Raw genomic sequence first — 21,207 nt, 5'->3', positions numbered from 1 at the left:
CATGACGAGCAACTCCGACGACGACGACAACATCGAGATCATCGGCGGTGATCCGGCGGGAGCGGCCGATGAGCGCGGCGCCGACGGCAAGGCGCTGACCGACCTGGTCGAGCAGCCCGCCAAGGTGATGCGGATCGGCACCATGATCAAGCAGCTCCTCGAAGAGGTGCGCGCGGCTCCGTTGGACGAAGCCAGCCGCGGCCGGTTGCGCGACATCCACCGCACCAGCATCTCCGAACTCGAGGACGGGCTGGCTCCCGAACTGCGTGACGAGCTGGAGCGGCTGACGCTGCCGTTCACCGAGGACGGCGTCCCCTCCGACGCCGAGCTGCGCATCGCCCAGGCCCAGCTGGTCGGGTGGCTCGAGGGCCTCTTCCATGGAATCCAGACCGCGCTGTTCGCTCAGCAGATGGCGGCCCGCCAACAGTTGGAGCAGATGCGGCAGGGCGCGCTGCCTCCCGGCGTGAGCGTGCCGGGGCAGCGTGGCGGGCCGGGACACCCCGGCACCGGTCAGTACCTGTGACATGACCGATCCCGGTGAGCCCTGCATCGAGACCCGCAACGCGTGGGTCGAGTTCCCCATCTTCGATGCCAAGACCCGGTCGTTGAAAAAGGCCGTCCTCGGCAAAGCAGGCGGCGCAATCGGCCGCAACGACTCCAACGTCGTGGTGATCGAGGCGCTGCGCGACATCACGATGTCGCTGAAGATGGGTGATCGCGTCGGGTTGGTCGGCCACAACGGAGCCGGCAAGTCGACGTTGCTGCGGTTGCTGTCGGGCATCTACGAACCGACCAGAGGCATGGCCAGCGTGCGCGGCCGGGTTGCTCCGGTGTTCGACCTCGGCGTCGGGATGGACCCGGAGATCTCCGGTTTCGAGAACATCATCATCCGCGGCTTGTTCCTCGGGCAGACCCGCAAACAGATGCTGGCCAAGGTCGACGAGATCGCCGAGTTCACCGAGCTCGGCGACTACCTGTCCATGCCGTTGCGCACGTATTCGACCGGTATGCGGGTGCGGCTGGCCATGGGTGTGGTGACCAGCATCGATCCCGAGATACTGCTGCTCGACGAAGGCATCGGCGCCGTCGACGCCGAGTTCCTGAAGAAGGCGCAGACCAGACTGGCCCAGCTGGTGGAACGCTCGGGCATCCTGGTGTTCGCCAGCCACTCCAACGAGTTCCTCGCGCGGTTGTGCAACACCGCGATGTGGATCGACCACGGCACCGTCAAGATGGAGGGTGGCATCGAGGACGTCGTGCGCGCCTACGAAGGTGACGACGCCGCCCGCCACGTCCGCGAAGTCCTCGAGGAGACCGGCCGGGAGAGCCGGCCGGCATGACCAGCCCGATGATCTGCGCGGTCGTGGTCACCCATCGCCGCCCTGACGACCTCTCCAAGTCCCTCGATGCGCTCTGCGCGCAGAGCCGGCGGCCCGACCATCTGATCGTCGTCGACAACGACCACGACGAACACGTCCAGGATCTGGTTGGCGGGCAACCGATCCCGACCACCTACCTGGGATCGCGACGCAACCTCGGCGGCGCCGGCGGGTTCGCGCTGGGGATGCTGCACGCGCTGAGCCTCGGCGCGGACTGGGTGTGGCTGGCCGATGACGACGGCCGCCCCCAGGACACCGAGGTGCTGGCCACTCTGCTGGCCAGTGCCGAGCGCCACGGCCTCGCGGAGGTGTCGCCGATGATCTGCGATCTGGACCGCCCCGAACTGCTGGCCTTCCCGCTGCGTCGCGGCGTGGTGTGGCGTCGCTCGGTGAGTGAGCTGCGCGCCGAAGCACCGAACGAAGACCTGCTGCCCGGCATCGCGCACTTGTTCAACGGTGCGCTGTTTCGCGCCGCGACGCTGGAGGCCACCGGCGTGCCCGACCTGCGGATGTTCATCCGCGGCGACGAGACCGAGATCCACCGCCGGTTGCTGCGCACCGGCCTGCCGTTCGGCACCTGCCTGGACGCGGTCTATCTGCATCCGCAGGGGGGCGACGAGTTCAAGCCGATCCTGGGCGGGCGCATGCACACCCAGTACCCCGACAATGCGATCAAGCGCTACTACACCTACCGCAACCGCGGATACCTGCAGTCCCAGCCGGGCATGCGCAAGCTGATCCCCCAGGAGTGGGTGCGCTTCGGCTGGTACTTCCTGGTCTCGCGGCGCGACCCGGCCGGACTGGTCGAGTGGATCCGGTTGCGGCGCCTCGGTCGACGCGAAAGGTTCACCAGACCATGACGTTCCTGGACGCCGCTGCCCAGTCGAAGACGTTCCGGCGGGCGTGGGGCGACCTCGTCGACGGCTTCGGCAAGCGCGAGTTGTGGCTGCACCTGGGCTGGCAGGACATCAAGCAGCGCTACCGGCGGTCGGTGCTCGGCCCGTTCTGGATCACGATCGCCACCGGCACCACCGCGGTCGCGATGGGCGGGCTGTACTCGAAGTTGTTCAAACTCGAGCTGTCCGAACATCTTCCGTATGTGACCCTCGGCTTGATCATCTGGAATCTGATCAACGCCTCGATCCTCGAGGGCGCCGAGGTGTTCATCGCCAACGAGGGCCTGATCAAACAGCTGCCGACCCCGCTGTCGGTGCACGTCTACCGGCTGGTGTGGCGGCAGATGATCCTGTTCGCCCACAACATCATCATCTTCGTGATCATCGCGATCATCTTCCCCAAACCCTGGCAGTGGACCGATCTCTCGTTCATCCCCGCGCTCGCGCTGATCGCGCTGAACTGCGTGTGGGTGGCGCTGTGCTTCGGCATCCTCGCCACGCGCTACCGCGATATCGGCCCGCTGCTGACCTCCCTGGTGCAGCTGCTGTTCTTCATGACGCCCATCATCTGGAACGAGGCGACGCTGCAGAGCCAGGGCGCCGGGGACTGGGCCCGGATCGTCGAGCTCAACCCCCTGCTGCACTACCTCGACATCGTGCGCGCCCCACTGCTGGGCGCCGAGCAGCAACTGCACCATTGGGTGATCGTCATCGCGCTCACCGTGATCGGCTGGCTGTTCGCGGCGCTGGCCATGCGGCAGTACCGCGCCCGGGTGCCCTACTGGGTCTGAGAACCGGTCAGCCGGGCACGGAGCCGTCGGGCTCGGGCCCGAACACGAACCGCCGCCCGGTCAGCGACTCGGGCGTCACCCGGACGAACCGCAGCTTCTGGGTGGCGACCCACGGGTAGAGGCCGGCCCGCTCGGCCTTGTCGATCTCCTCCGAGGTCGACAGCAGGTGTGCGGTGCCGCGCAGCACGACGCTCCAGCCCTCGGCGACATTGTGATCGTCGGCTTCGAACACCACGTGCTCGTTGAGCACCGACGTCAGCAGCTTGGTGCCTTCGGCGGTGCGGAACAGCAGCGTCCTGTCCTGGACGACGAAGTTGACCGGGAAGATCTCGGTCCACCCGGCCACCGTGGTGACGAGGCGGCCCAGCGAGACGCTGGAGAGCAGATCCCAGCTGTCCTTCTCGGTGAGCTCGGTGATCGGCGCCTGGGGCGCGTCGGTGGTGTTCATGATCCCATCGTCGGCGCCCGCCCGGCCCACCCCTAGGGGCGGGGGTCGCCGCAGGTCAGGGTCCAATGGCACTTCCCGGCGGCACCGGCGACGGTGATCTGCGCACTCAGCGGCGCGGCGGGGGCATCCGGACGGCCGCGTTGATGCGGTTCCATGCGTTGATGGTGACAGCCATGGCGATCACCTGCCCCAGCTCCCGGTCGGTGAACGCCGCAGCCGCCCGCTCATTAGATCTCGTCGCTCACCCCGTCCTCACCAAGCCGGGTGATGGCCTCGGTGAGCGCCAGCGCCGCGCGCTCGCGGTCGGTGAACACCTCGCCGGCCTCCGCCCATGCGGCCAGCAGGTCGAGCTTCTGGTCGGCGACGCCGTGTTTGCGGGCATCGCGCAGGTGCATGTCGAGGCAGAACGCGCAGTGGTTGAGCTGCGAGGCGCGGATCTTGATCAGCTCGGCGAGGTCCGGCTCGACGTCCCGGGCGGACGCGGTGGACAGCGTCATCATCGCGTCGTACAACTCGGGGGAGGCCTTATAGATCTTCACGCGTGCCGGTGGGGTCAGTGTCTGTGTCATGAATTCGACGCTACTGCGCATTGGCCCTTGTTCTTGGTTCAATACCGGGGTGGTTTCTTGGGCCAATTCCGGTCGTCGCGATCTCCATCTCGATCTGCGCTCGGCGCTCACCCCCGGGGCGAGAGGCGCCAAAGACGCTCTGATCGGCGCACTGCGCGACGCGGTCCGCTCCGGCCGGCTGCGCCCCGGCACGGCGCTGCCGCCGTCCCGGACGCTGGCCACCGACCTGGGGCTGGCCCGCAACACCGTCGCCGACGCGTACGCCGAACTGGTCGCCGAGGGCTGGCTGGACTCCCGGCAGGGTGCGGGCACCTGGGTCGTCGACGTGGTGCGCCCGGCCCAGCCCTCCCGCCGGCCCCGGCGCATCGGCACCGAACCGGTCCACAACCTGATGCCCGGGTGCCCGGATGTGGCCGAGTTCCCCCGCAGCACCTGGTCGGCGTGCGCGCGCCGGGCACTGACTCGGGCGCCGAACTCGGCACTGCGGATGGGTGATCCCCGCGGCCGGCCCGAGTTGCGCAGCGCTCTGGCGGAATACCTTGCGCGGGCCCGCGGCGTGCGCACCTCCGACGAGTCGATCGTCATCTGCGCCGGCGTGCGCCACGCCGTCGAACTGCTGGGACGCACTCTCGGTGGACCCGTCGCGGTGGAGGCCTACGGCCTGTTCCTGTTTCGTGATGCGCTCGTCGCCACCGGATCCGACACAGTGCCGATCGGCGTCGACGACGACGGCGCGCGGGTCGACGAACTCGATGACCAGCGGGTCCCGGCCGTGCTGTTGACCCCGGCACACCACAACCCGTTCGGGGTGCCTCTGCATCCGCGCCGGCGCACCGCGGTCGTCGAATGGGCGCAACGCACCGGCGGATTCGTGCTCGACGACGACTACGACGGCGAGTTCCGCTACGACCGCCAGCCGGTCGGTGCGCTGCAGGCGCTGGACCCGCAGCGGGTGGTGTATCTGGGGTCGACCAGCAAGAGCCTGTCGCAGGTGCTTCGGCTGGGCTGGCTCGCGCTGCCCGAGGAACTGGTCGACGGGGTGGTGGAAGCCGCTGGCGGACAACAATTCTCCGTCTCGGCGCTCGAGCAGCTCACGCTGGCCGAGTTCATCGCCGGAGGTCACTACGACCATCACATCCGACGCATGCGGGCGCGCTACCGCCGCCGCCGGGATCACCTGGTTGCCGCCCTGTCACCGTTCAAAGTCGACGTCCGCGGGGTCTCCGCCGGCGTCAGCGCACTGGTGAACCTGCCCGACGGGGCCGAGCCCGAAGTACTGCGCCGAGCCGGCGAGGCGGGCATCACGCTCACCGGGTTGTCGATGATGCGCCACCCCGACGCCGACCCTGCCCTGCCCGCGCCCGACGGACTGATCGTCGGGTTCGCCGCCCCCGCCGAGCACGCCTTCACCGCGGCCGTGTCCGCCCTTTGTGACGTGTTGCGCGCCAGCGGCATATAGCCTCCGATCATGGCCGGTGCACCGCAGCGACTGATCCAACGGATTTCCCGAACCTCACTGGGCTACAAATTCGTTTCGAGTGTTCCCCCCAAGCTGGACCCGGCGCTGCTGCGGCTGACCGGCGGGCGGTTCAGCTTCGGTTATCCGCTACCGGTGATGCTGCTGACCACCACAGGCGCGAAGTCGGGACTGCAGCGCTCGTCGCCGCTGGTCTACATCACCGACGGTGATTCCCTGATCCTCATCGCCTCCAACTTCGGCAGGACCGGACACCCGGCGTGGTACCGCAACCTGAAGGCCCACCCCGCCGTGGACGTGCTCGCCGGCAGGCGCAGCGGCAGATACACCGCCACCGAGGTCACCGACCCGGGCGAGCGGGACCGGGCGTGGGCCGAAGCCGTGCGGGTGTATCCCGGGTACGAGGACTACGTGGCACGCGCGCAGGGCCGCGTCATCCCCGTCGTCCGACTCACCCGCACCTGAGAAGACAGCGCCGTCACCGTTGATACTGCGTTCACGGTGGGGTTTTCTCGGTTTTTCCCGCGGTGGTCGCAGTCTCAACGTCAGGGGCTGACCCCGTAAGCTGCCCGGGTGGCCGAGCCCCCGTTGTCCCCGCAGCTGAGCCTCAGAACTCAGATCGTGCGATTCATCGTCACCGGCGGGCTGGCCGCGGTGGTGGACTTCGGCCTCTACATAGCGTTGCTCGCCGCCGGACTGCACGTCAACGTCGCCAAGACGCTGAGTTTCATCGCCGGCACCACCACCGCCTACCTGATCAATCGGCGCTGGACCTTCCAGGCCCCGCCCAGCACGGCGCGCTTCATCGCCGTCGCGGTGCTCTACGCCGTGACCTACGCGGTGCAGGTCGGCATCAACTACGTGCTCTACCTGCAGTTCGAGGACAAGTCCTGGGGGGTGCCGGTCGCGTTCGTGATCGCCCAGGGCACCGCCACGGTCATCAACTTCATCGTCCAGCGCGCAGTGATCTTCCGGCTGCGCTGAGTGCCGCGGCACAGGCGGTACCCTCTGTGACGATGTTGCGCACCGACTTCCCGACCACCGCCAAGCGGCTCACCGGGTGGGGCCGCACCGCGCCCTCCGTGGCGCAGGTGCTGTCGCCGCCCGACCCGGACGTGGTCGTCGAAGCGGTGACCAGTGCCGCCGAAGGCGGTGGCCGCGGGGTCGTCGCCCGTGGGTTGGGTCGCTCCTACGGCGACAACGCCCAGAACGGCGGCGGGCTGGTCATCGACATGAGCGCGTTGAACCGCATCCATTCCATCAACGCCGACGACGCGCTGGTCGACCTCGATGCCGGGGTGAACCTCGACCAGTTGATGCGCGCCGCCCTGCCCCTCGGGCTGTGGGTGCCGGTGCTTCCCGGCACCCGCCAGGTCACCGTCGGTGGCGCGATCGCCTGTGACATCCACGGAAAGAACCACCACAGCGCCGGCAGCTTCGGTAACCACGTCCGCGCGATGGACCTGCTGACCGCAGACGGCGAGGTGCGCACGCTGACCCCGACGGGTCCGGACGCCGAGTTGTTCTGGGCCACCGTCGGCGGCAACGGCCTGACCGGCATCATCCTGCGCGCCACCATCGCAATGACACCGACCGAGACGGCGTACTTCATCGCCGACGGAGACGTCACCGCCGGACTGGACGAGACGATCGCCTTTCACAGCGACGGCACCGAGGACAACTACACCTACTCCAGTGCCTGGTTCGACGCGATGAGCGCGCCGCCCAAGCTGGGGCGCGCGGTCATCTCCCGCGGCTCCCTGGCGACGCTGGATCAGCTGCCCGTCAAGCTGCAGAAAGACCCCCTGAAGTTCGACGCCCCGCAGTACTTCACCGCGCCGGACATCTTCCCCAGCGGCCTGGGCAACAAGCCGATCTTCGGCGCGATGACCGAACTGTGGTACCGGATGGGCAAGACCTACCGCGGCAAGACCCAGAACCTGACGCAGTTCTACCACCCGTTGGACATGGTCGGAGAGTGGAACCGCGCGTACGGTTCGGTCGGTTTCACCCAGTACCAGTTCGTCGTCCCCACCGAGGCGGTCGACGAGTTCAAAGGCATCATGAAAGACATCCAGCGCTCGGGTCACTACTCGTTCCTCAATGTCTTCAAACTGTTCGGCGCGGGAAACGATGCGCCGCTGAGCTTTCCGATTCCCGGCTGGAATGTCTGCGTCGACTTCCAGATCAAGGCCGGGCTCAACGAATTCCTCAACTCACTCGACAAGCGGGTGCTGCAGTTCGGCGGCCGGCTCTACACCGCCAAGGACTCCCGCACCACCGCCGCCACCTTCCACGCCATGTATCCCCGCATCGACGAGTGGATCGCCCTGCGCCGCAAGGTCGACCCGCACGGGGTGTTCGTCTCCGACATGGCCAGACGACTGGAGCTGCAGTAGATGGTCTTCGACGCCACTGGTAACCCGCAGACGATTCTGCTGCTGGGCGGCACCTCGGAAATCGGGCTGGCGATCTGTGAACGCTACCTGCGCAACGCGCCGGCCCGGGTGGTGCTGGCCTGCATGCCCGGAGATCCGTTGCGCGACACAGCGAAAGCCCAACTCACCCAGTCCGGCGCCAAGTCGGTTGAGGTCATCGACTTCGACGCCGTCGACACCGGCAGCCACCCCACGGTCATCGACGAGGCGTTCGCCGGCGGCGATGTGGACGTGGCGATCGTCGCGTTCGGGTTACTCGGAGACGCCGAGGAACTGTGGCAGAACCAGCGCAAGGCGGTGCAGATCGCCGAGATCAACTACACCGCAGCGGTGTCGGTCGGGGTACTGCTCGGCGACAAGATGCGCGCCCAGGGCTTCGGCCAGATCATCGCGATGAGCTCGGCGGCAGGTGAGCGGGTCCGGCGGTCTAACTTCGTCTACGGCTCCACCAAGGCCGGACTCGACGGCTTCTACCTCGGTTTGGGAGAGGCGTTGCGCGAGTACGGGGTCCGGGTGCTGGTCATCCGTCCCGGCCAGGTGCGCACCCGGATGAGTGCCCACGTCAAGGAGGCGCCGCTGACGGTCGACAAGGAGTATGTCGCCGATCTCGCCGTCACCGCGTCGGCGAAGGGCAAAGAACTGGTGTGGGCGCCGGGAGCGTTCCGGTACGTGATGATGGTGTTGCGGCACATCCCCCGCCCGATCTTCCGCAGGCTGCCCATCTGATGCGCAGCGCTCTGGCCGTCCCGGTGCGGGTGGCCGGCCAGATGGTCGCTGCGGCCGCCATCGCCGCCGCCGTGGCCGTGGTCAGCCTGCTCGCCATCGCCCGCGTCGAGTGGCCCGCCTACAACTCGTCGAACCAGCTGCACGCGCTGACCACCGTGGGACAGGTCGCCTGCCTGGCCGGACTGCTGGCGTCAGGGTGGCTGTGGCGCCGGGGCCGCCAGCTGGCGGCCCGGCTGGGGTCGGTGCTGTTCCTGGCGGCGTTCTCGGTCGTCACACTCGCGATGCCGCTGGGCGCCACCCGGCTGTACCTGTTCGGCATCTCCGTCGACCAGCAGTTCCGCACCGAGTACCTGACCCGGCTGACCGACACCGCCGAACTGCACGACATGACCTACATCGGGCTGCCGCCGTTCTACCCGCCGGGCTGGTTCTGGCTCGGTGGCCGACTCGCCGCGCTCACCGGCACACCGGCGTGGGAGATGTTCAAACCGTGGTCGATCATCTCGATCACCGTCGCCATGGTGCTGGCGCTGGTGCTGTGGGCCGCGATGATCCGCTTCGAGTACGCCCTGGTGGTGTCGACCGCGACCGCCGCGGCGGCGCTGGCCTATTCGCCCGCCGAGCCGTACGCGGCCATCATCGCGGTGCTGCTGCCGCCGGTGTTCGTGCTGGCGTGGTCGGGGCTGCGGGGCGGGAAGCGTCCCGGCGAGGCGGGAACCACGCACAGCGGCGGCTGGGCCGCCATTGTCGGGACGGGGATCTTCCTCGGGGTGGCGGCGCTGTTCTACACGCTGCTGCTGGCCTACGCCGCGTTCACGCTGACGCTGATGGCGGCGCTGGTGGCGGTGACGCGCAGGCACTGGGAGCCGCTGCTGCGACTGCTGGTCATCGCGGTGATCTCGGGCGCGATCGCGCTGATCGGCTGGGCGCCGTATCTGCTCGAGGCCGCGACCGGCACCCCCGCCGACACCGGGACCGCCCAGCACTATCTGCCCAAGGACGGCGCCGAGCTGTCGTTCCCGATGCTGCAGTTCACGCTGCTGGGCGCGCTGGGCATGCTCGGCACGCTGTGGCTGGTGATCTACGCACGCACGTCCACCCGCGCTGGCGATGAGCGCTTGCGCGAAGAGAAGACGGCTCCAGCCCTGGCGGCCGCGGTTCTGGCCGTCTACGCGTGGTCGCTGCTGTCGATGCTGACCACCCTGGTCGGCACCACCCTGCTGTCGTTCCGGCTCCAGCCCACCCTGACCATCCTGCTCGCCGCCGCGGGAGCGTTCGGCTTCATCGACATCACCCGAGCCCTGGCCGCGCGGGTGAAGACGGTTAACGCCCAGCGCGTCGTCGCCGCGGCCACCGCGATCGGCGCCCTCGGGGCGGTCACATTCAGTCAGGACATCCCCGATGTGCTGCGTCCCGACATCGTCGTCGCCTACACCGACACCGACGGCTACGGCGAGCGGGCCGATCGCCGCCCGCCGGGGGCCGAACAGTACTACCGGGAGATCGACGACCGGATTCTGGAGGTCACCGGCCGGCCCCGCAACGAGACCGTGGTGATGACCGCCGACTACAGCTTCCTGTCCTACTACCCGTACTACGGTTTCCAGGGACTCACGTCGCACTACGCCAATCCGCTGGCGCAGTTCGACGCCCGGGCGAGAGCCATCGAGAGTTGGGCGCTGATGTCGGAGTCCGACGAGTTCATCGCCGCGCTCGACGCGATGCCCTGGCCGCCGCCGTCGGTGTTCCTGATGCGCCGCGGCGCGAACGACACCTACACGCTGCGCCTGGCCGCCGACGTTTACCCGAATCAGCCCAACGTGCGCCGGTACCACGTCAAGCTCGACGACGCCCTGTTCGACGATCCGCGGTTCGACGTGTCGACCATCGGGCCGTTCGTCCTGGCCATCCGCAAGCCAATTACCATCTAGCCCCGTGGTCAGAGAGCCGAGCAACCACCGCACCGCGCGGCTGATCGCGATCGTCGCGGGGTTGCTGGGCACGTTGCTGGCCATCGCGACTCCGTTGCTGCCGGTGGAACAGACCACCGCCGAACTGAACTGGCCGCAAAACGATGTGCTCGCCAGCGTCGACGCGCCGCTGATCGGTTACGTCGCCACCGACCTGGAGATCACGGTGCCCTGCAGCGCCGCCGCCGGCCTGCAGGAACGCGGCCGCACCGTGCTGCTGTCCACGGTGCCCAAGCAGGCGCCCAAGGCCGTCGACCGCGGCCTGCTCATCGAACGGGTCGGCGACGATCTGCTGGTGATCGTCCGCAACACCCCCGTCGTCGTCGCGCCGCTGGATCAGGTACTCAGCCCGGACTGCGAGGAACTGCGGTTCACCGCGCACGCCGACCGGGTGACCGGCGAGTTCGTCGGCCTGACCCAGGGCCCCGACGATCCCGATCCCGGTGAGCCGCTGCGCGGCGAGCGCAGCGGCTACGACTTCCGGCCCCAGATCGTCGGTGTGTTCACCGACCTGTCCGGGTCCGCGCCGCCCGGCCTGCAGTTCTCGGCGACCGTCGACTCGCGGTACAGCACCTCGCCGACGGTGCTCAAGCTGCTGGCCATGATCGTCGGCGTCACGATGACGGTGATCTCGCTGGGCGCCCTGCACGTCCTCGACCGGGCCGACGGCATGCGCCACCGCCGGTTCCTGCCGCCGCGCTGGTGGTCGGTGACACCGCTGGACGGGCTCGTCGCCGCGGTGCTGGTGTGGTGGCATTTCGTCGGCGCGAACACCGCCGACGACGGCTACATCCTGACGATGGCCCGGGTGTCGGAGAACGCCGGCTACATGGCCAACTACTACCGCTGGTTCGGCACCCCCGAAGCGCCGTTCGGCTGGTACTACGACCTGCTGGCGCTGTGGAGCCACGTCAGCACGACCAGCGTGTGGATGCGGTTGCCGACACTGCTGATGGCGCTGGCCTGCTGGTGGGTGATCAGCCGCGAGGTCATCCCCCGGCTGGGCATCGCCGTCAAACACAGCCGCGCCGCCGCGTGGACCGCCGCCGGCATGTTCCTGGCGGTGTGGCTGCCGCTGAACAACGGCCTGCGCCCGGAACCGATCATCGCGCTGGGCATCCTGCTGACCTGGTGTTCGGTCGAGCGCGGCGTCGCGACCAGCAGGCTGCTCCCCGTGGCGGTCGCGATCATCATCGGCGCGCTGACATTGTTCTCCGGGCCTACCGGCATCGCCGCGATCGGCGCGCTGCTGGTGGCCATCGGGCCGTTGAAGACGATCGTGTCCGCGCACACGTCGCGCTTCGGCTACCTCGCGCTGCTGGCCCCCATCGCCGCAGCCGGTACCGTCGCGGTGTTCCTGATCTTCCGGGATCAGACGCTGGCCGCCGAACTGCAGGCCAGCAGCTTCAAGTCGTCGGTCGGTCCGAGCCTGGCCTGGTTCGACGAACACATCCGGTACTCCCGGCTGTTCACCACCAGCCCCGACGGTTCCGTCGCCCGCCGCTTCGCGGTGCTGACACTGCTGTTGGCCTTGGCGGTGGCGGTGGCGATGACGTTGCGCAAGGGCCGCATCCCCGGCACGGCCGCCGGACCCAGCAGGCGCATCGTCGGGATCACGGTCATCTCGTTCCTGGCCATGATGTTCACCCCCACCAAGTGGACCCACCACTTCGGGGTGTTCGCCGGGCTGGCCGGCTCGTTGGGCGCACTCGCCGCGGTCGCGATCGGCGCGGCCGCGATGCGCTCGGCCCGCAACCGGGCACTGTTCACCGCCGCCGTGCTGTTCGTCACCGCGTTGTCGTTCGCGACAGTCAACGGATGGTGGTACGTCTCCAACTTCGGCGTGCCGTGGTCCAACGACTTCCCGCAGTGGCGGCTCGGCTTCATGACCGTGCTGCTCGGGTGTTCGGTGCTGGCGTTGCTGGTGGCCGCCTGGCTGCATTTCTCCGGCCGTCCCGACGCACCGCACGGCGCCCGGCCGTGGCTGCGGCGCGTCGCGCAACCCCCACTGGCCGTCGCCGCCTGGGCGCTGGTGACCTTCGAGGTCGTCTCGCTCACCCTCGGGATGATCAACCAGTACCCGGCGTGGAGCGTCGGTCGGTCCAACCTCGGCGCGCTGGCCGGCAACACCTGCGGGATGGCCGACGACGTTCTGGTCGAGCAGGACCCCAACGCCGGGCTGCTCGCCCCGGTCGGGGTGCCCGTCGGCGACGGGCTCGGCGCGGTGACCGCCGACGGCTTCCGGCCCAACGGGATCCCGTCGGACGTATCTCCGGACTCGGTGATCGACGACAGCAGTTCGACCAGCTTTACCGACAGTGACAGTGAAGAGGCGACCGGCAGCGGGTCCGACACCCAGGGCGGCACCACCGCCGCGGCCGGCGTCAACGGATCCCGCGCCCGACTGCCGTTCGGCCTCAACCCGGCCCAGACGCCGGTGTTGGGCAGCTGGCGGTCCGGGCCGCAACAGCCCGCGCTGCTGCGCTCGGCCTGGTATCAGCTGCCGCCCCGCGACGAGGCCGGCCCGCTGCTGGTGGTGTCCGCGGCCGGGCGCTTCGACCCCGACGAGGTGACCGTGCAGTGGGCCGGATCCGACGGCGAGCCCGCCGGTGGCATCAACTTCGGCGACGTCGGCGCCGCGCCCGCCTGGCGCAACCTGCGCGCTCCGCTGTCCGCGATCCCCGAGGACGCCACCCGGATCCGTCTCGTCGCCCGCGACGACGACCTCGACCCGCAACACTGGATCGCGCTGACCCCGCCGCGCATCCCCGAGCTGAGCACGCTGCAGGACGTCGTCGGCTCCAGCGACCCCGTGCTGCTGGACTGGCTGGTCGGCCTCGCCTTCCCCTGTCAGCGTCCGTTCGACCATCAGTACGGCGTGACCGAGGTTCCGCAGTGGCGCATCCTGCCCGACCGGTTCGGCGCCGAAGCCAACTCCCCGGTGATGGACAACGTCGGCGGCGGGCCGCTCGGCATCACCGAACTGTTGCTGCGCGCCACCACCGTGCCGACCTACCTGAAGGACGACTGGGACCGCGACTGGGGCTCACTGCAGCGGCTGGTGCCGTACTACCCCGACGCCGAACCCGCCCGCCTGGACCTGGGAACCACGACGCGAAGCGGCTTGTGGAGCCCGGCGCCGCTGCGTCATTAAGTTCTTCGCATACCATCGAGCCTCGTGTCTGCACCGCCTTCCCGTGTCATCGCGCTCGTCGCGGGGTTCCTCGGGCTGGTGCTGTGCGGGCTGACTCCTTTGCTGCCGGTCAACCAGACCACCGCGACCATCGCCTGGCCGCAGGGCAGTAGCGCCGACGGGGCGGTCAGCGACATCACCGCGCCCCTGGTATCGGGGGCGCCCCGGGCGCTGGACGTCTCGATCCCGTGCTCCGCGGTGGCCACGCTGCCGGCCGACGGCGGGCTGGTGTTCTCGACCAACCCACCGGGCGGCATCGACGCCAGCCGCAACGGGCTGTTCGTGCGCGCCTACCCCGACACCGTGGTCGCGGCGTTCCGCGACACCGTGGCCGCGGTGGCACCGCGCGCCGAGGTCGAGGCCGGCGCCTGCAGCGAGCTGCGGCTGTGGGCCGACGTGGGCCAGGTCGGCGCCGACTTCATCGGCATCCCCGGCGCCGCCGGGACGCTCGCCCCGGAGAAACGGCCCCAGGTCACCGGGGTGTTCACCGAACTCGACGTCCCGCCCGACACCGCCGGGCTGAGCGCGACGATCGACGTCGACACCCGGTTCATCACGTCGCCGACCACCCTGAAGCTGGCCGTGATGGTGCTCGGCGTGCTGTGCGTGCTGGCGTCGATCGCCGCGCTGGCCGTGCTCGACGGGGCATCGGGACGCCGTCGCAGCGGTCGGCGGCGCCGGGTCGGGCTGTCGACATGGCTCGCCGACGCCGGTGTCGTCGCCGCGCTGCTGCTGTGGCACATCGTCGGACCGCAATCCTCCGACGACGGATACAACACCACCATCGCCCGGATCTCCGGGGAGGCCGGCTACACCACCAACTACTACCGTTTCTTCGGCGCGGCCGAGGCCCCGTTCGACTGGTATCAGAGCCTGCTGGGCCAGCTGGCGTCGATCAGCACCGCCAGTGTGTGGCTGCGCCTGCCGGCCACCCTGGCGGCGATCGCGACCTGGCTGATCATCAGCCGCTGCCTGCTGCCCCGGCTGGGCCGCCGGGTCGCGGCCAACAAGGTCGCCGTGTGGACCGCCGGCGCGGTGTTCCTGGCGGCGTGGCTGCCGTTCAACAACGGCCTGCGCCCCGAACCGCTCATCGCGTTCGGCGTGATCGCGGTGTGGATGCTGGTCGAATGGACCATCGGCACCCGCCGGCTGTGGCCCGTCGCGGTCGCGGTGATCGTCGCGATGTTCACCGTGACGCTGGCTCCGCAGGGTCTGATCGCGCTGGCGCCGCTGCTGGTCGGCGCCCGCGCCGTCTGGCGGATCATCGCCGCGCGCCGGCCGATCGACGGGCTGGCCGCCCAGGTGGCGCCCCTGCTGGCCGCCGCCTCGCTGGTCTTCGTCATCGTGTTCCGGGACCAGACCCTGGCCACCGTCGCCGAATCGGTGCGCATCAAGTACACGGTGGGGCCGACGATCCCGTGGTACCAGGAGTTCCTGCGCTACTACTTCCTCACCGTCGAGGACAGCGTCGACGGCTCCATGACGCGCCGCTTCTCGGTGCTGATCCTGCTGCTGTGCGTGTTCGGACTGCTGGTGGTGCTGCTGCGCCGCGGCAGCGTGCCCGGCGCGATGAACGGGCCGGTGTGGCGGCTGGTCGGCACGACGGCGGTCGGGTTGCTGCTGCTGACCCTCACCCCGACCAAGTGGGCGGTGCAGTTCGGCGCGTTCGCCGGCCTGGCGGGCGCGCTCGGCGCGGTGACCGCGTTCGCGTTCGCCCGGGTCGGACTGCACAGCCGACGCAACCTGGCCCTCTACGTCACCGCGCTGCTGTTCGTGCTGGCGTGGGCGACCTCGGGCATCAACGGCTGGTTCTACACCGGCAACTACGGCGTCCCCTGGTTCGACAAACAGCCGGTGATCGTCGGCTACCCGGTCACGACGATCTTCCTGGTGCTGGCGATCGTCGGGGGCCTGCTGGCGGCGTGGCTGCACTTCCGCATGGACTACGCCGGCCACACCGAGGTCGCCGACACCGGGCGCAACCGGGCGCTGGCGTCCACACCGCTTCTGGTCGTGGCCACCATCATGGTGGTGCTGGAGCTGGCGTCGATGGTCAAGGCCACCGCCGGGCGCTACCCGGTGTACACCACCGGCGCGGCCAACCTGGCGGCGCTGACGGGACAGAGCTGCGCGATGGCCGACGACGTCCTCGTCGAAGCCGACACCAACGCCGGCATGCTGACACCGGTGCCGGGGCAGCAGTTCGGCGAATACGGCCCGCTGGGCGGCGAAGACCCGGTCGGGTTCAACCCCAACGGGGTCAGCGACACCCTCGAGCCGGGCGAGCCGATCGTGGGCAACCCGGGCATGGTGAACTCCGACGGCCCCATCGACAAGCCCAACATCGGCATCGGCTACGCGGCCGAGACCGGCGGTGGCTACGGTCCCGAGGGCGTCAACGGTTCCCGGGTGTTCCTGCCGTTCGGGCTCGACCCCGACCGCACCCCGGTGATGGGCAGCTACGACGAGAATGACGTCGCGGCGAAAGTCACCTCGGCCTGGTACCAGCTGCCCTTCGCCGCCGGGGAGCACCCGGCCGACCGGCCGATCGTCGCCGTCGCCGCGGCGGGCGCGATCTGGTACTACAACGAGGACGGCTCCTTCAACTACGGTCAGTCGCTGAAGCTGCAGTGGGGGGTGCATCGGCCCGACGGCTCCTACCAGGCCCTCAACGAGGTCGATCCGATCGACGTCTTCGCCCAGCAGGCGTGGCGCAACCTGCGGTTCCCGCTCGACACGGCGCCGCCGGAGGCCAACGTGGCCCGGATCATCGCCGACGACCCCAACCTGTCCGAGGAGCAGTGGTTCGGCTTCACCCCGCCGCGGGTGCCGGTGCTGCAGACCGCCGACGAGTTCCTCGGCGACGACACCCCGGTGCTGATGGACATCGCCACCGCCGCCAACTTCCCGTGCCAGCAACCGTTCTCGGTGCGGCTGGGGGTCGCGGAGCTGCCCGAGTACCGGATCCTGCCCAACTTCAAGCAGATGGTGATCTCGTCGAACCAGTGGCAGTCGGCCGACGACGGCGGCCCGCTGCTGTTCATCCAGGCGCTGCTGCCGCGCACCTCGGCGATCCCGACGTATCTGCGCGGTGACTGGTACCGGGACTGGGGTGCGATCGAGCGCTACTACCGGGCGGTGCCGGCGCAGCAGGCGCCCGATGCCGCCATCGAGGAAGGGACGACACGGGTGTTCGGCTGGAGCCGGGGCGGACCCATCAGGGCACTGCCATGACCTCGGACCTCGCCACCTCGGCGAAAAGCGATGTGAGCGTGGCCCGCTGGGTGGCGATGATCGCCGGGCTGCTCGGCTTCGTGATGGCGGTGGCCACTCCGCTGCTGCCCGTCACCCAGACCACCGCGACGCTGAGCTGGCCCCAGCAGGGACAGGTCGGCAACGTGACGGCTCCGCTGATCTCCCAGGCGCCGGTGGAGCTGACCGCCACCGTGCCGTGCGAGGTCATCGACACGATGCCCGGCGACGGTGGCCTGGTGCTGGGCACCGCACCGGAACAGGGGCGCGACGCCGCGCTGAACGCGATGCTCGTGATGGTCTCCGAGTCCCGCGTCGACGTGATCGTGCGCAACGTCGTGGTCGCCAGCGTGGACCGTGACCGGATGGGCGGCTGCTCGGAGCTGGTCATCACGTCGTCGCTGGACGGCACCTACGCCGAGTTCGTCGGGCTGACCCAGGATTCCGGACCCGATGCCGGCTCGCCGCAGCGCACCGGCTATCCCGACCCGAACCTGCGCCCGGCCATCGTCGGCGTGTTCACCGATCTGAGCGGTCCGGCGCCGCCGGGTCTGTCGTTGTCGGCGACGATCGACACCCGTTTCACGTCGCAGCCCACCACGCTCAAGCTGGTCGCCATCCTGCTCGCGATCACGTCGACGGTGATCGCGCTGCTGGCGCTGTGGCGACTGGACCGGCTCGACGGCCGGCGGATGCATCGCCTGATCCCCACCCGCTGGCGCACCGTGACCCCGGTGGACGGCGTCGTCGTCGGCGGCTTCCTGCTCTGGTACGTCATCGGCGCCAACTCCTCCGACGACGGCTACATCCTGGCCATGGCGCGGGTCGCCGACCACGCCGGCTACATGTCGAACTACTTCCGCTGGTTCGGCAGCCCGGAGGATCCGTTCGGCTGGTACTACAACCTGCTGGCGCTGATGACCCAGGTCAGCGATGCCAGCATCTGGATCCGGCTGCCCGACCTGGTGTGCTCGCTGGTGTGCTGGCTGCTGCTGTCCCGGGAAGTGCTGCCCCGCTTGGGCCCCGCCGTGCTCAGCAGCCGGCCGGCGCTGTGGGCGGCCGGGCTGGTGCTGCTGGCCGCGTGGATGCCGTTCAACAACGGGCTGCGCCCCGAAGGCCAGATCGCCACCGGCGCGCTGATCACCTACGTGCTGATCGAACGCGCGATCACCTCCGGACGCCTCACCCCGGCGGCGCTGGCCATCACGACCGCAGCCTTCACCCTCGGCATCCAGCCGACCGGGTTGATCGCGGTGGCCGCCCTGGTCGCCGGCGGCCGGCCCATCCTGCGCATCCTGATGCGCCGCCGCCGGGTGGTCGGCACCTGGCCGCTGCTGGCGCCGCTGCTGGCCGCGGGCACCGTGGTGCTGGCCGTGGTGTTCGCCGACCAGACCCTGGCCACGGTGCTCGAAGCCACCCGGATCCGCACCGCGATCGGCCCCAACCAGGAGTGGTGGACCGAGAACCTGCGGTACTACTACCTGATCCTGCCGACCACCGACGGAGCGATCTCGCGCCGCGTGGCGTTCCTGTTCACCGCGATGTCGCTGTTCGCGTCGCTGTTCATCATGTTGCGGCGCAAGCGTGTTCCCGGCGTCGCACGAGGACCGGCCTGGCGGCTGATGGGTGTCATCTTCGCCACCATCTTCTTCCTGATGTTCACCCCGACCAAGTGGATCCACCACTTCGGGTTGTTCGCCGCGGTCGGTGCGGCCATGGCGGCGCTGGCCACCGTGCTGGTCTCTCCGCTGGTGCTGCGCTCGGCACGCAACCGCATGGCCTTCCTGTCGCTGGTGTTCTTCGTGCTGGCACTGTGTTTCGCCTCCACCAACGGCTGGTGGTACGTGTCGAACTTCGGCGTCCCGTTCAACAGCTCGATGCCCCAACTGGGCGGCGTCACCGTCAGCGCGGTGTTCTTCGCGCTGTTCGCCGTCGCCGCGCTGTGGGCGCTGTGGCTGCACCTGTCGGGCCGACAGGACTCGCGGATGGTCGACCGGCTCACCGCCGCCCCGATTCCGATCGCGGCCGGCTTCATGGTGGTCGTCTTCATCGCGTCGATGGCGGTCGGGGTGGTGCGCCAGTACCCCACCTACTCCAACGGCTGGGCCAACGTCCGCGCCTTCGTCGGAGGCTGCGGGCTGGCCGACGACGTACTCGTCGAACCCGACTCCAACGACGGCTTCCTGCAGCCCCTGCCCGGCGACTGGGGCCCGCTCGGACCGCTCGGCGGCACCGACCCGGTCGGCTTCTCCCCCAACGGCATTCCCGACCGGATCATCGCCGAGGCGATCCGGCTGAACAACCCGCAGCCGGGCACCGACTACGACTGGAACCGGCCGATCCGGCTCACGCGCCCGGGCGTGAACGGATCCACCGTGCCGCTGCCCTACGGTCTGGACCCTGCCCGGGTCCCGGTCGCGGGAACGTATTCCGAAGGCGCGCAACAGGACAGCCGCCTGGCCTCGGCATGGTACGAGCTGCCGCCCGCCGACGACGCGCATCCGCTGGTGGTGATCAGCGCGGCAGGCACGATCGCCGGCACGAGTGTGGCCGACGGGTTCAGCTCCGGGCAGACCGTCGACCTCGAGTACGCCCGCCGCGGACCCGACGGCGCGCTGGTCGCCGCGGGCCGGGTCAGCCCCTACGACATCGGCCCGCAACCGTCGTGGCGCAACCTGCGCTACCCGCGCGAGCAGATCCCCGCCGACGCGGTGGCAGTCCGGGTCATCGCCGAGGATCTGTCGCTCAGCCAGGGTGACTGGCTCGCGGTGACCCCGCCGCGGGTGCCGGAGCTGCGTTCGGTGCAGGAGTACGTCGGCTCCGAGCAGCCGGTCCTGATGGACTGGGCGGTGGGGCTCGCCTTCCCGTGCCAGCAGCCCATGCTGCACGCCAACGGCGTCACCCAGATCCCCAAGTTCCGGATCTCCCCGGACTACTACGCCAAGCTGCAGAGCACCGACACCTGGCAGGACGGCCTCAACGGCGGCCTGCTGGGCATCACCGACCTGCTGCTGCGCGCCTCGGTGATGTCGACGTATCTGTCACAGGACTGGGGCCAGGACTGGGGCTCGCTGCGCCGCTTCGACACCGTCGTCGACGCTGAGCCGGCCGACATCGAGTTGGGCGAGTCCACCCACTCCGGGCTGTATTCGCCGGGTCCGATCCGCATCCAGCCGTGACCGACCGGAACCGGCTCGGCCGGGCCACCCTGACCCGGGTGGTCGAGACTCGGTTCCAGATGCGCACATCACTGTTCGCCCAGACCCCTCCGCAGGCGTGGGACGACCACGCCGACCTGCTCGACCCGCTGTTCGTCGACCGCCGCGCCGACGAGTGGAAGATCGCGGTCCAGACCTGGGTGATCGAGGTCGACGGGCTGACCGTGCTGGTCGACACCGGTGTGGGCAATGGCAGGCAGCGTCCCCACATGCCGCCGCTGGATCACCTCGACACCGGGTTCCTGGCAGCGCTGACCGACGCCGGATTCGCTCCCGATGACGTCGACGTCGTGATCAACACCCACCTGCACACCGACCACGTCGGCTGGAACACCCGGCTGTCCGCCACCGACGGAGACGAAGAGTGGGTGCCGACGTTCCGCAACGCCCGTTACCTGATGCCCGCCGACGATCATCGGTACTTCTGCCCGGACGGTGCCGGCGCCACCGACGGGATGCGGCTGGTGTTCGCCGACAGCATCGCACCCGTCGAGGCGCAGACCGAACTGTTCGCCGGCGACCATCAACTCAGCGCGTCGCTGTGGCTGCGCGCAGCGCCCGGCCACACGCCGGGATCGTCGGTCCTCTGGTTGGACGCCGGGGCACCCGCGGTGTTCGTCGGGGACCTCACCCACTGCCCCATCCAGCTGCCGCGCCCCGACGACCCGTGCGCTTTCGACGTCGATGCCGACGCGGCAACCGCCACCCGCCGGCGGGTGTTCACCGAGGCGGCGCGCCGTCGCGCGACCGTCATCCCGGCGCATTACCCGGGCCGCGGCGGAGCGACGATCGCCGCCCGCGGGGCGAACTTCGCCGTCGACAGCTGGCTGGACCTGCCCCCGATCTGACG

At 69.5% G+C, this 21,207-nt stretch carries 16 protein-coding genes and 1 pseudogene; 14 read left to right on the top strand and 3 right to left on the bottom strand.

From position 1 onward, the window contains the following. Window position 1 precedes the first annotated feature (1 nt). Genes ACEWX3_RS01710 through ACEWX3_RS01695 form a run of 4 tightly spaced genes read left to right on the top strand, consistent with a single transcriptional unit; the run spans window position 2 to window position 3,066 of the window. Window positions 2-523 carry a bacterial proteasome activator family protein gene (locus ACEWX3_RS01710; protein WP_207065284.1) on the top strand — a complete coding sequence of 174 codons (522 nt, stop codon included), beginning with the start codon at window positions 2-4 and terminating at the stop codon, window positions 521-523. A gap of 1 nt (window position 524) precedes the next feature. Continuing rightward, window positions 525-1,340: an ABC transporter ATP-binding protein gene (locus tag ACEWX3_RS01705; RefSeq protein WP_221358953.1), complete on the top strand. Its 816-nt coding sequence runs from the start codon at window positions 525-527 to the stop codon at window positions 1,338-1,340. 8 nt (window positions 1,341-1,348) lie between these two features. Next, window positions 1,349-2,239, top strand: coding sequence for a glycosyltransferase (locus ACEWX3_RS01700; protein WP_374159991.1), 891 nt, complete (start codon window positions 1,349-1,351; stop codon window positions 2,237-2,239). Next, a complete protein-coding gene (locus ACEWX3_RS01695) occupies window positions 2,236-3,066 on the top strand; it encodes an ABC transporter permease (protein WP_207065287.1) in 831 nt (276 codons plus the stop codon). The genes ACEWX3_RS01700 and ACEWX3_RS01695 overlap by 4 nt, the downstream gene beginning before the upstream one ends. A gap of 7 nt (window positions 3,067-3,073) precedes the next feature. Here ACEWX3_RS01695 and ACEWX3_RS01690 read toward each other — a convergent pair whose 3' ends face one another. The 3 genes and pseudogenes from ACEWX3_RS01690 to ACEWX3_RS01680 all read right to left on the bottom strand — a co-directional run bounded on the left by ACEWX3_RS01690 (window position 3,074) and on the right by ACEWX3_RS01680 (window position 4,083). Further along, window positions 3,074-3,514: a pyridoxamine 5'-phosphate oxidase family protein gene (locus ACEWX3_RS01690; RefSeq protein WP_152519135.1), complete on the bottom strand. Its 441-nt coding sequence runs from the start codon at window positions 3,512-3,514 to the stop codon at window positions 3,074-3,076. A gap of 32 nt (window positions 3,515-3,546) precedes the next feature. After that, window positions 3,547-3,669 carry a hypothetical protein gene (locus ACEWX3_RS01685; RefSeq protein WP_374159998.1) on the bottom strand — a complete coding sequence of 41 codons (123 nt, stop codon included), beginning with the start codon at window positions 3,667-3,669 and terminating at the stop codon, window positions 3,547-3,549. After that, window positions 3,621-4,083, bottom strand: a pseudogene (locus ACEWX3_RS01680) (carboxymuconolactone decarboxylase family protein). The gene ACEWX3_RS01685 and the pseudogene ACEWX3_RS01680 overlap by 49 nt, the downstream one beginning before the upstream one ends. A 49-nt stretch (window positions 4,084-4,132) precedes the next feature. Between ACEWX3_RS01680 and ACEWX3_RS01675 the strand changes: the two are divergent. From ACEWX3_RS01675 to ACEWX3_RS01630, 10 genes are all read left to right on the top strand, one after another. After that, the gene (locus ACEWX3_RS01675; protein ID WP_374158535.1) at window positions 4,133-5,542 is read left to right on the top strand and encodes a PLP-dependent aminotransferase family protein; all 1,410 of its coding nucleotides are present in this window, start codon (window positions 4,133-4,135) and stop codon (window positions 5,540-5,542) included. Window positions 5,543-5,551: 9 nt separating this feature from the next. After that, window positions 5,552-6,025 carry a nitroreductase family deazaflavin-dependent oxidoreductase gene (locus tag ACEWX3_RS01670; protein WP_221358948.1) on the top strand — a complete coding sequence of 158 codons (474 nt, stop codon included), beginning with the start codon at window positions 5,552-5,554 and terminating at the stop codon, window positions 6,023-6,025. 123 nt (window positions 6,026-6,148) lie between these two features. Next, window positions 6,149-6,544, top strand: a complete 396-nt coding sequence (locus ACEWX3_RS01665) for a GtrA family protein (protein ID WP_286182598.1) — start codon at window positions 6,149-6,151, stop codon at window positions 6,542-6,544. Between the two features lie 32 nt (window positions 6,545-6,576). After that, on the top strand, window positions 6,577-7,959 hold the full coding sequence (locus ACEWX3_RS01660; RefSeq protein WP_374158534.1) for an FAD-binding protein: 1,383 nt from the start codon (window positions 6,577-6,579) through the stop codon (window positions 7,957-7,959). Further along, entirely contained in the window at window positions 7,960-8,724 is a 765-nt protein-coding gene (locus ACEWX3_RS01655) for a decaprenylphospho-beta-D-erythro-pentofuranosid-2-ulose 2-reductase (protein ID WP_207065293.1), read from the top strand. After that, window positions 8,724-10,655, top strand: a complete 1,932-nt coding sequence (locus tag ACEWX3_RS01650) for a galactan 5-O-arabinofuranosyltransferase (protein ID WP_374158533.1) — start codon at window positions 8,724-8,726, stop codon at window positions 10,653-10,655. Before ACEWX3_RS01655 ends, ACEWX3_RS01650 begins: the two co-directional genes overlap by 1 nt. Then, entirely contained in the window at window positions 10,588-13,848 is a 3,261-nt protein-coding gene (locus ACEWX3_RS01645) for an arabinosyltransferase domain-containing protein (RefSeq protein ID WP_374159990.1), read from the top strand. Before ACEWX3_RS01650 ends, ACEWX3_RS01645 begins: the two co-directional genes overlap by 68 nt. Window positions 13,849-13,872: 24 nt before the next feature. Beyond that, on the top strand, window positions 13,873-17,121 hold the full coding sequence (locus tag ACEWX3_RS01640) for an arabinosyltransferase domain-containing protein (protein ID WP_221358943.1): 3,249 nt from the start codon (window positions 13,873-13,875) through the stop codon (window positions 17,119-17,121). Continuing rightward, window positions 17,118-20,318 carry an arabinosyltransferase domain-containing protein gene (locus tag ACEWX3_RS01635; protein WP_221358942.1) on the top strand — a complete coding sequence of 1,067 codons (3,201 nt, stop codon included), beginning with the start codon at window positions 17,118-17,120 and terminating at the stop codon, window positions 20,316-20,318. Before ACEWX3_RS01640 ends, ACEWX3_RS01635 begins: the two co-directional genes overlap by 4 nt. After that, a complete protein-coding gene (locus ACEWX3_RS01630) occupies window positions 20,315-21,205 on the top strand; it encodes an MBL fold metallo-hydrolase (protein ID WP_374158532.1) in 891 nt (296 codons plus the stop codon). The genes ACEWX3_RS01635 and ACEWX3_RS01630 overlap by 4 nt, the downstream gene beginning before the upstream one ends. Window positions 21,206-21,207: the final 2 nt, after the last annotated feature.

The organism is Mycobacterium sp. G7A2, assembly GCF_041902445.1.
Taxonomy (GTDB): domain Bacteria; phylum Actinomycetota; class Actinomycetes; order Mycobacteriales; family Mycobacteriaceae; genus Mycobacterium.
Note: the sequence above shows the minus strand (reverse complement) of the source record. Positions and strands in the feature narration are given on the sequence as shown.

Bases quoted from the DNA above. Each gene is read 5' to 3' on its own strand.
- ACEWX3_RS01710 (WP_207065284.1), top strand. From the start codon at position 2: ATGACGAGCAACTCCGACGACGACGACAACATCGAGATCATCGGCGGT.
- ACEWX3_RS01705 (WP_221358953.1), top strand. From the start codon at position 525: ATGACCGATCCCGGTGAGCCCTGCATCGAGACCCGCAACGCGTGGGTC.
- ACEWX3_RS01700 (WP_374159991.1), top strand. From the start codon at position 1,349: ATGATCTGCGCGGTCGTGGTCACCCATCGCCGCCCTGACGACCTCTCC.
- ACEWX3_RS01695 (WP_207065287.1), top strand. From the start codon at position 2,236: ATGACGTTCCTGGACGCCGCTGCCCAGTCGAAGACGTTCCGGCGGGCG.
- ACEWX3_RS01690 (WP_152519135.1), bottom strand. From the start codon at position 3,514: ATGAACACCACCGACGCGCCCCAGGCGCCGATCACCGAGCTCACCGAG.
- ACEWX3_RS01685 (WP_374159998.1), bottom strand. From the start codon at position 3,669: ATGGAACCGCATCAACGCGGCCGTCCGGATGCCCCCGCCGCGCCGCTG.
- ACEWX3_RS01670 (WP_221358948.1), top strand. From the start codon at position 5,552: ATGGCCGGTGCACCGCAGCGACTGATCCAACGGATTTCCCGAACCTCA.
- ACEWX3_RS01660 (WP_374158534.1), top strand. From the start codon at position 6,577: ATGTTGCGCACCGACTTCCCGACCACCGCCAAGCGGCTCACCGGGTGG.
- ACEWX3_RS01655 (WP_207065293.1), top strand. From the start codon at position 7,960: ATGGTCTTCGACGCCACTGGTAACCCGCAGACGATTCTGCTGCTGGGC.
- ACEWX3_RS01650 (WP_374158533.1), top strand. From the start codon at position 8,724: ATGCGCAGCGCTCTGGCCGTCCCGGTGCGGGTGGCCGGCCAGATGGTC.
- ACEWX3_RS01635 (WP_221358942.1), top strand. From the start codon at position 17,118: ATGACCTCGGACCTCGCCACCTCGGCGAAAAGCGATGTGAGCGTGGCC.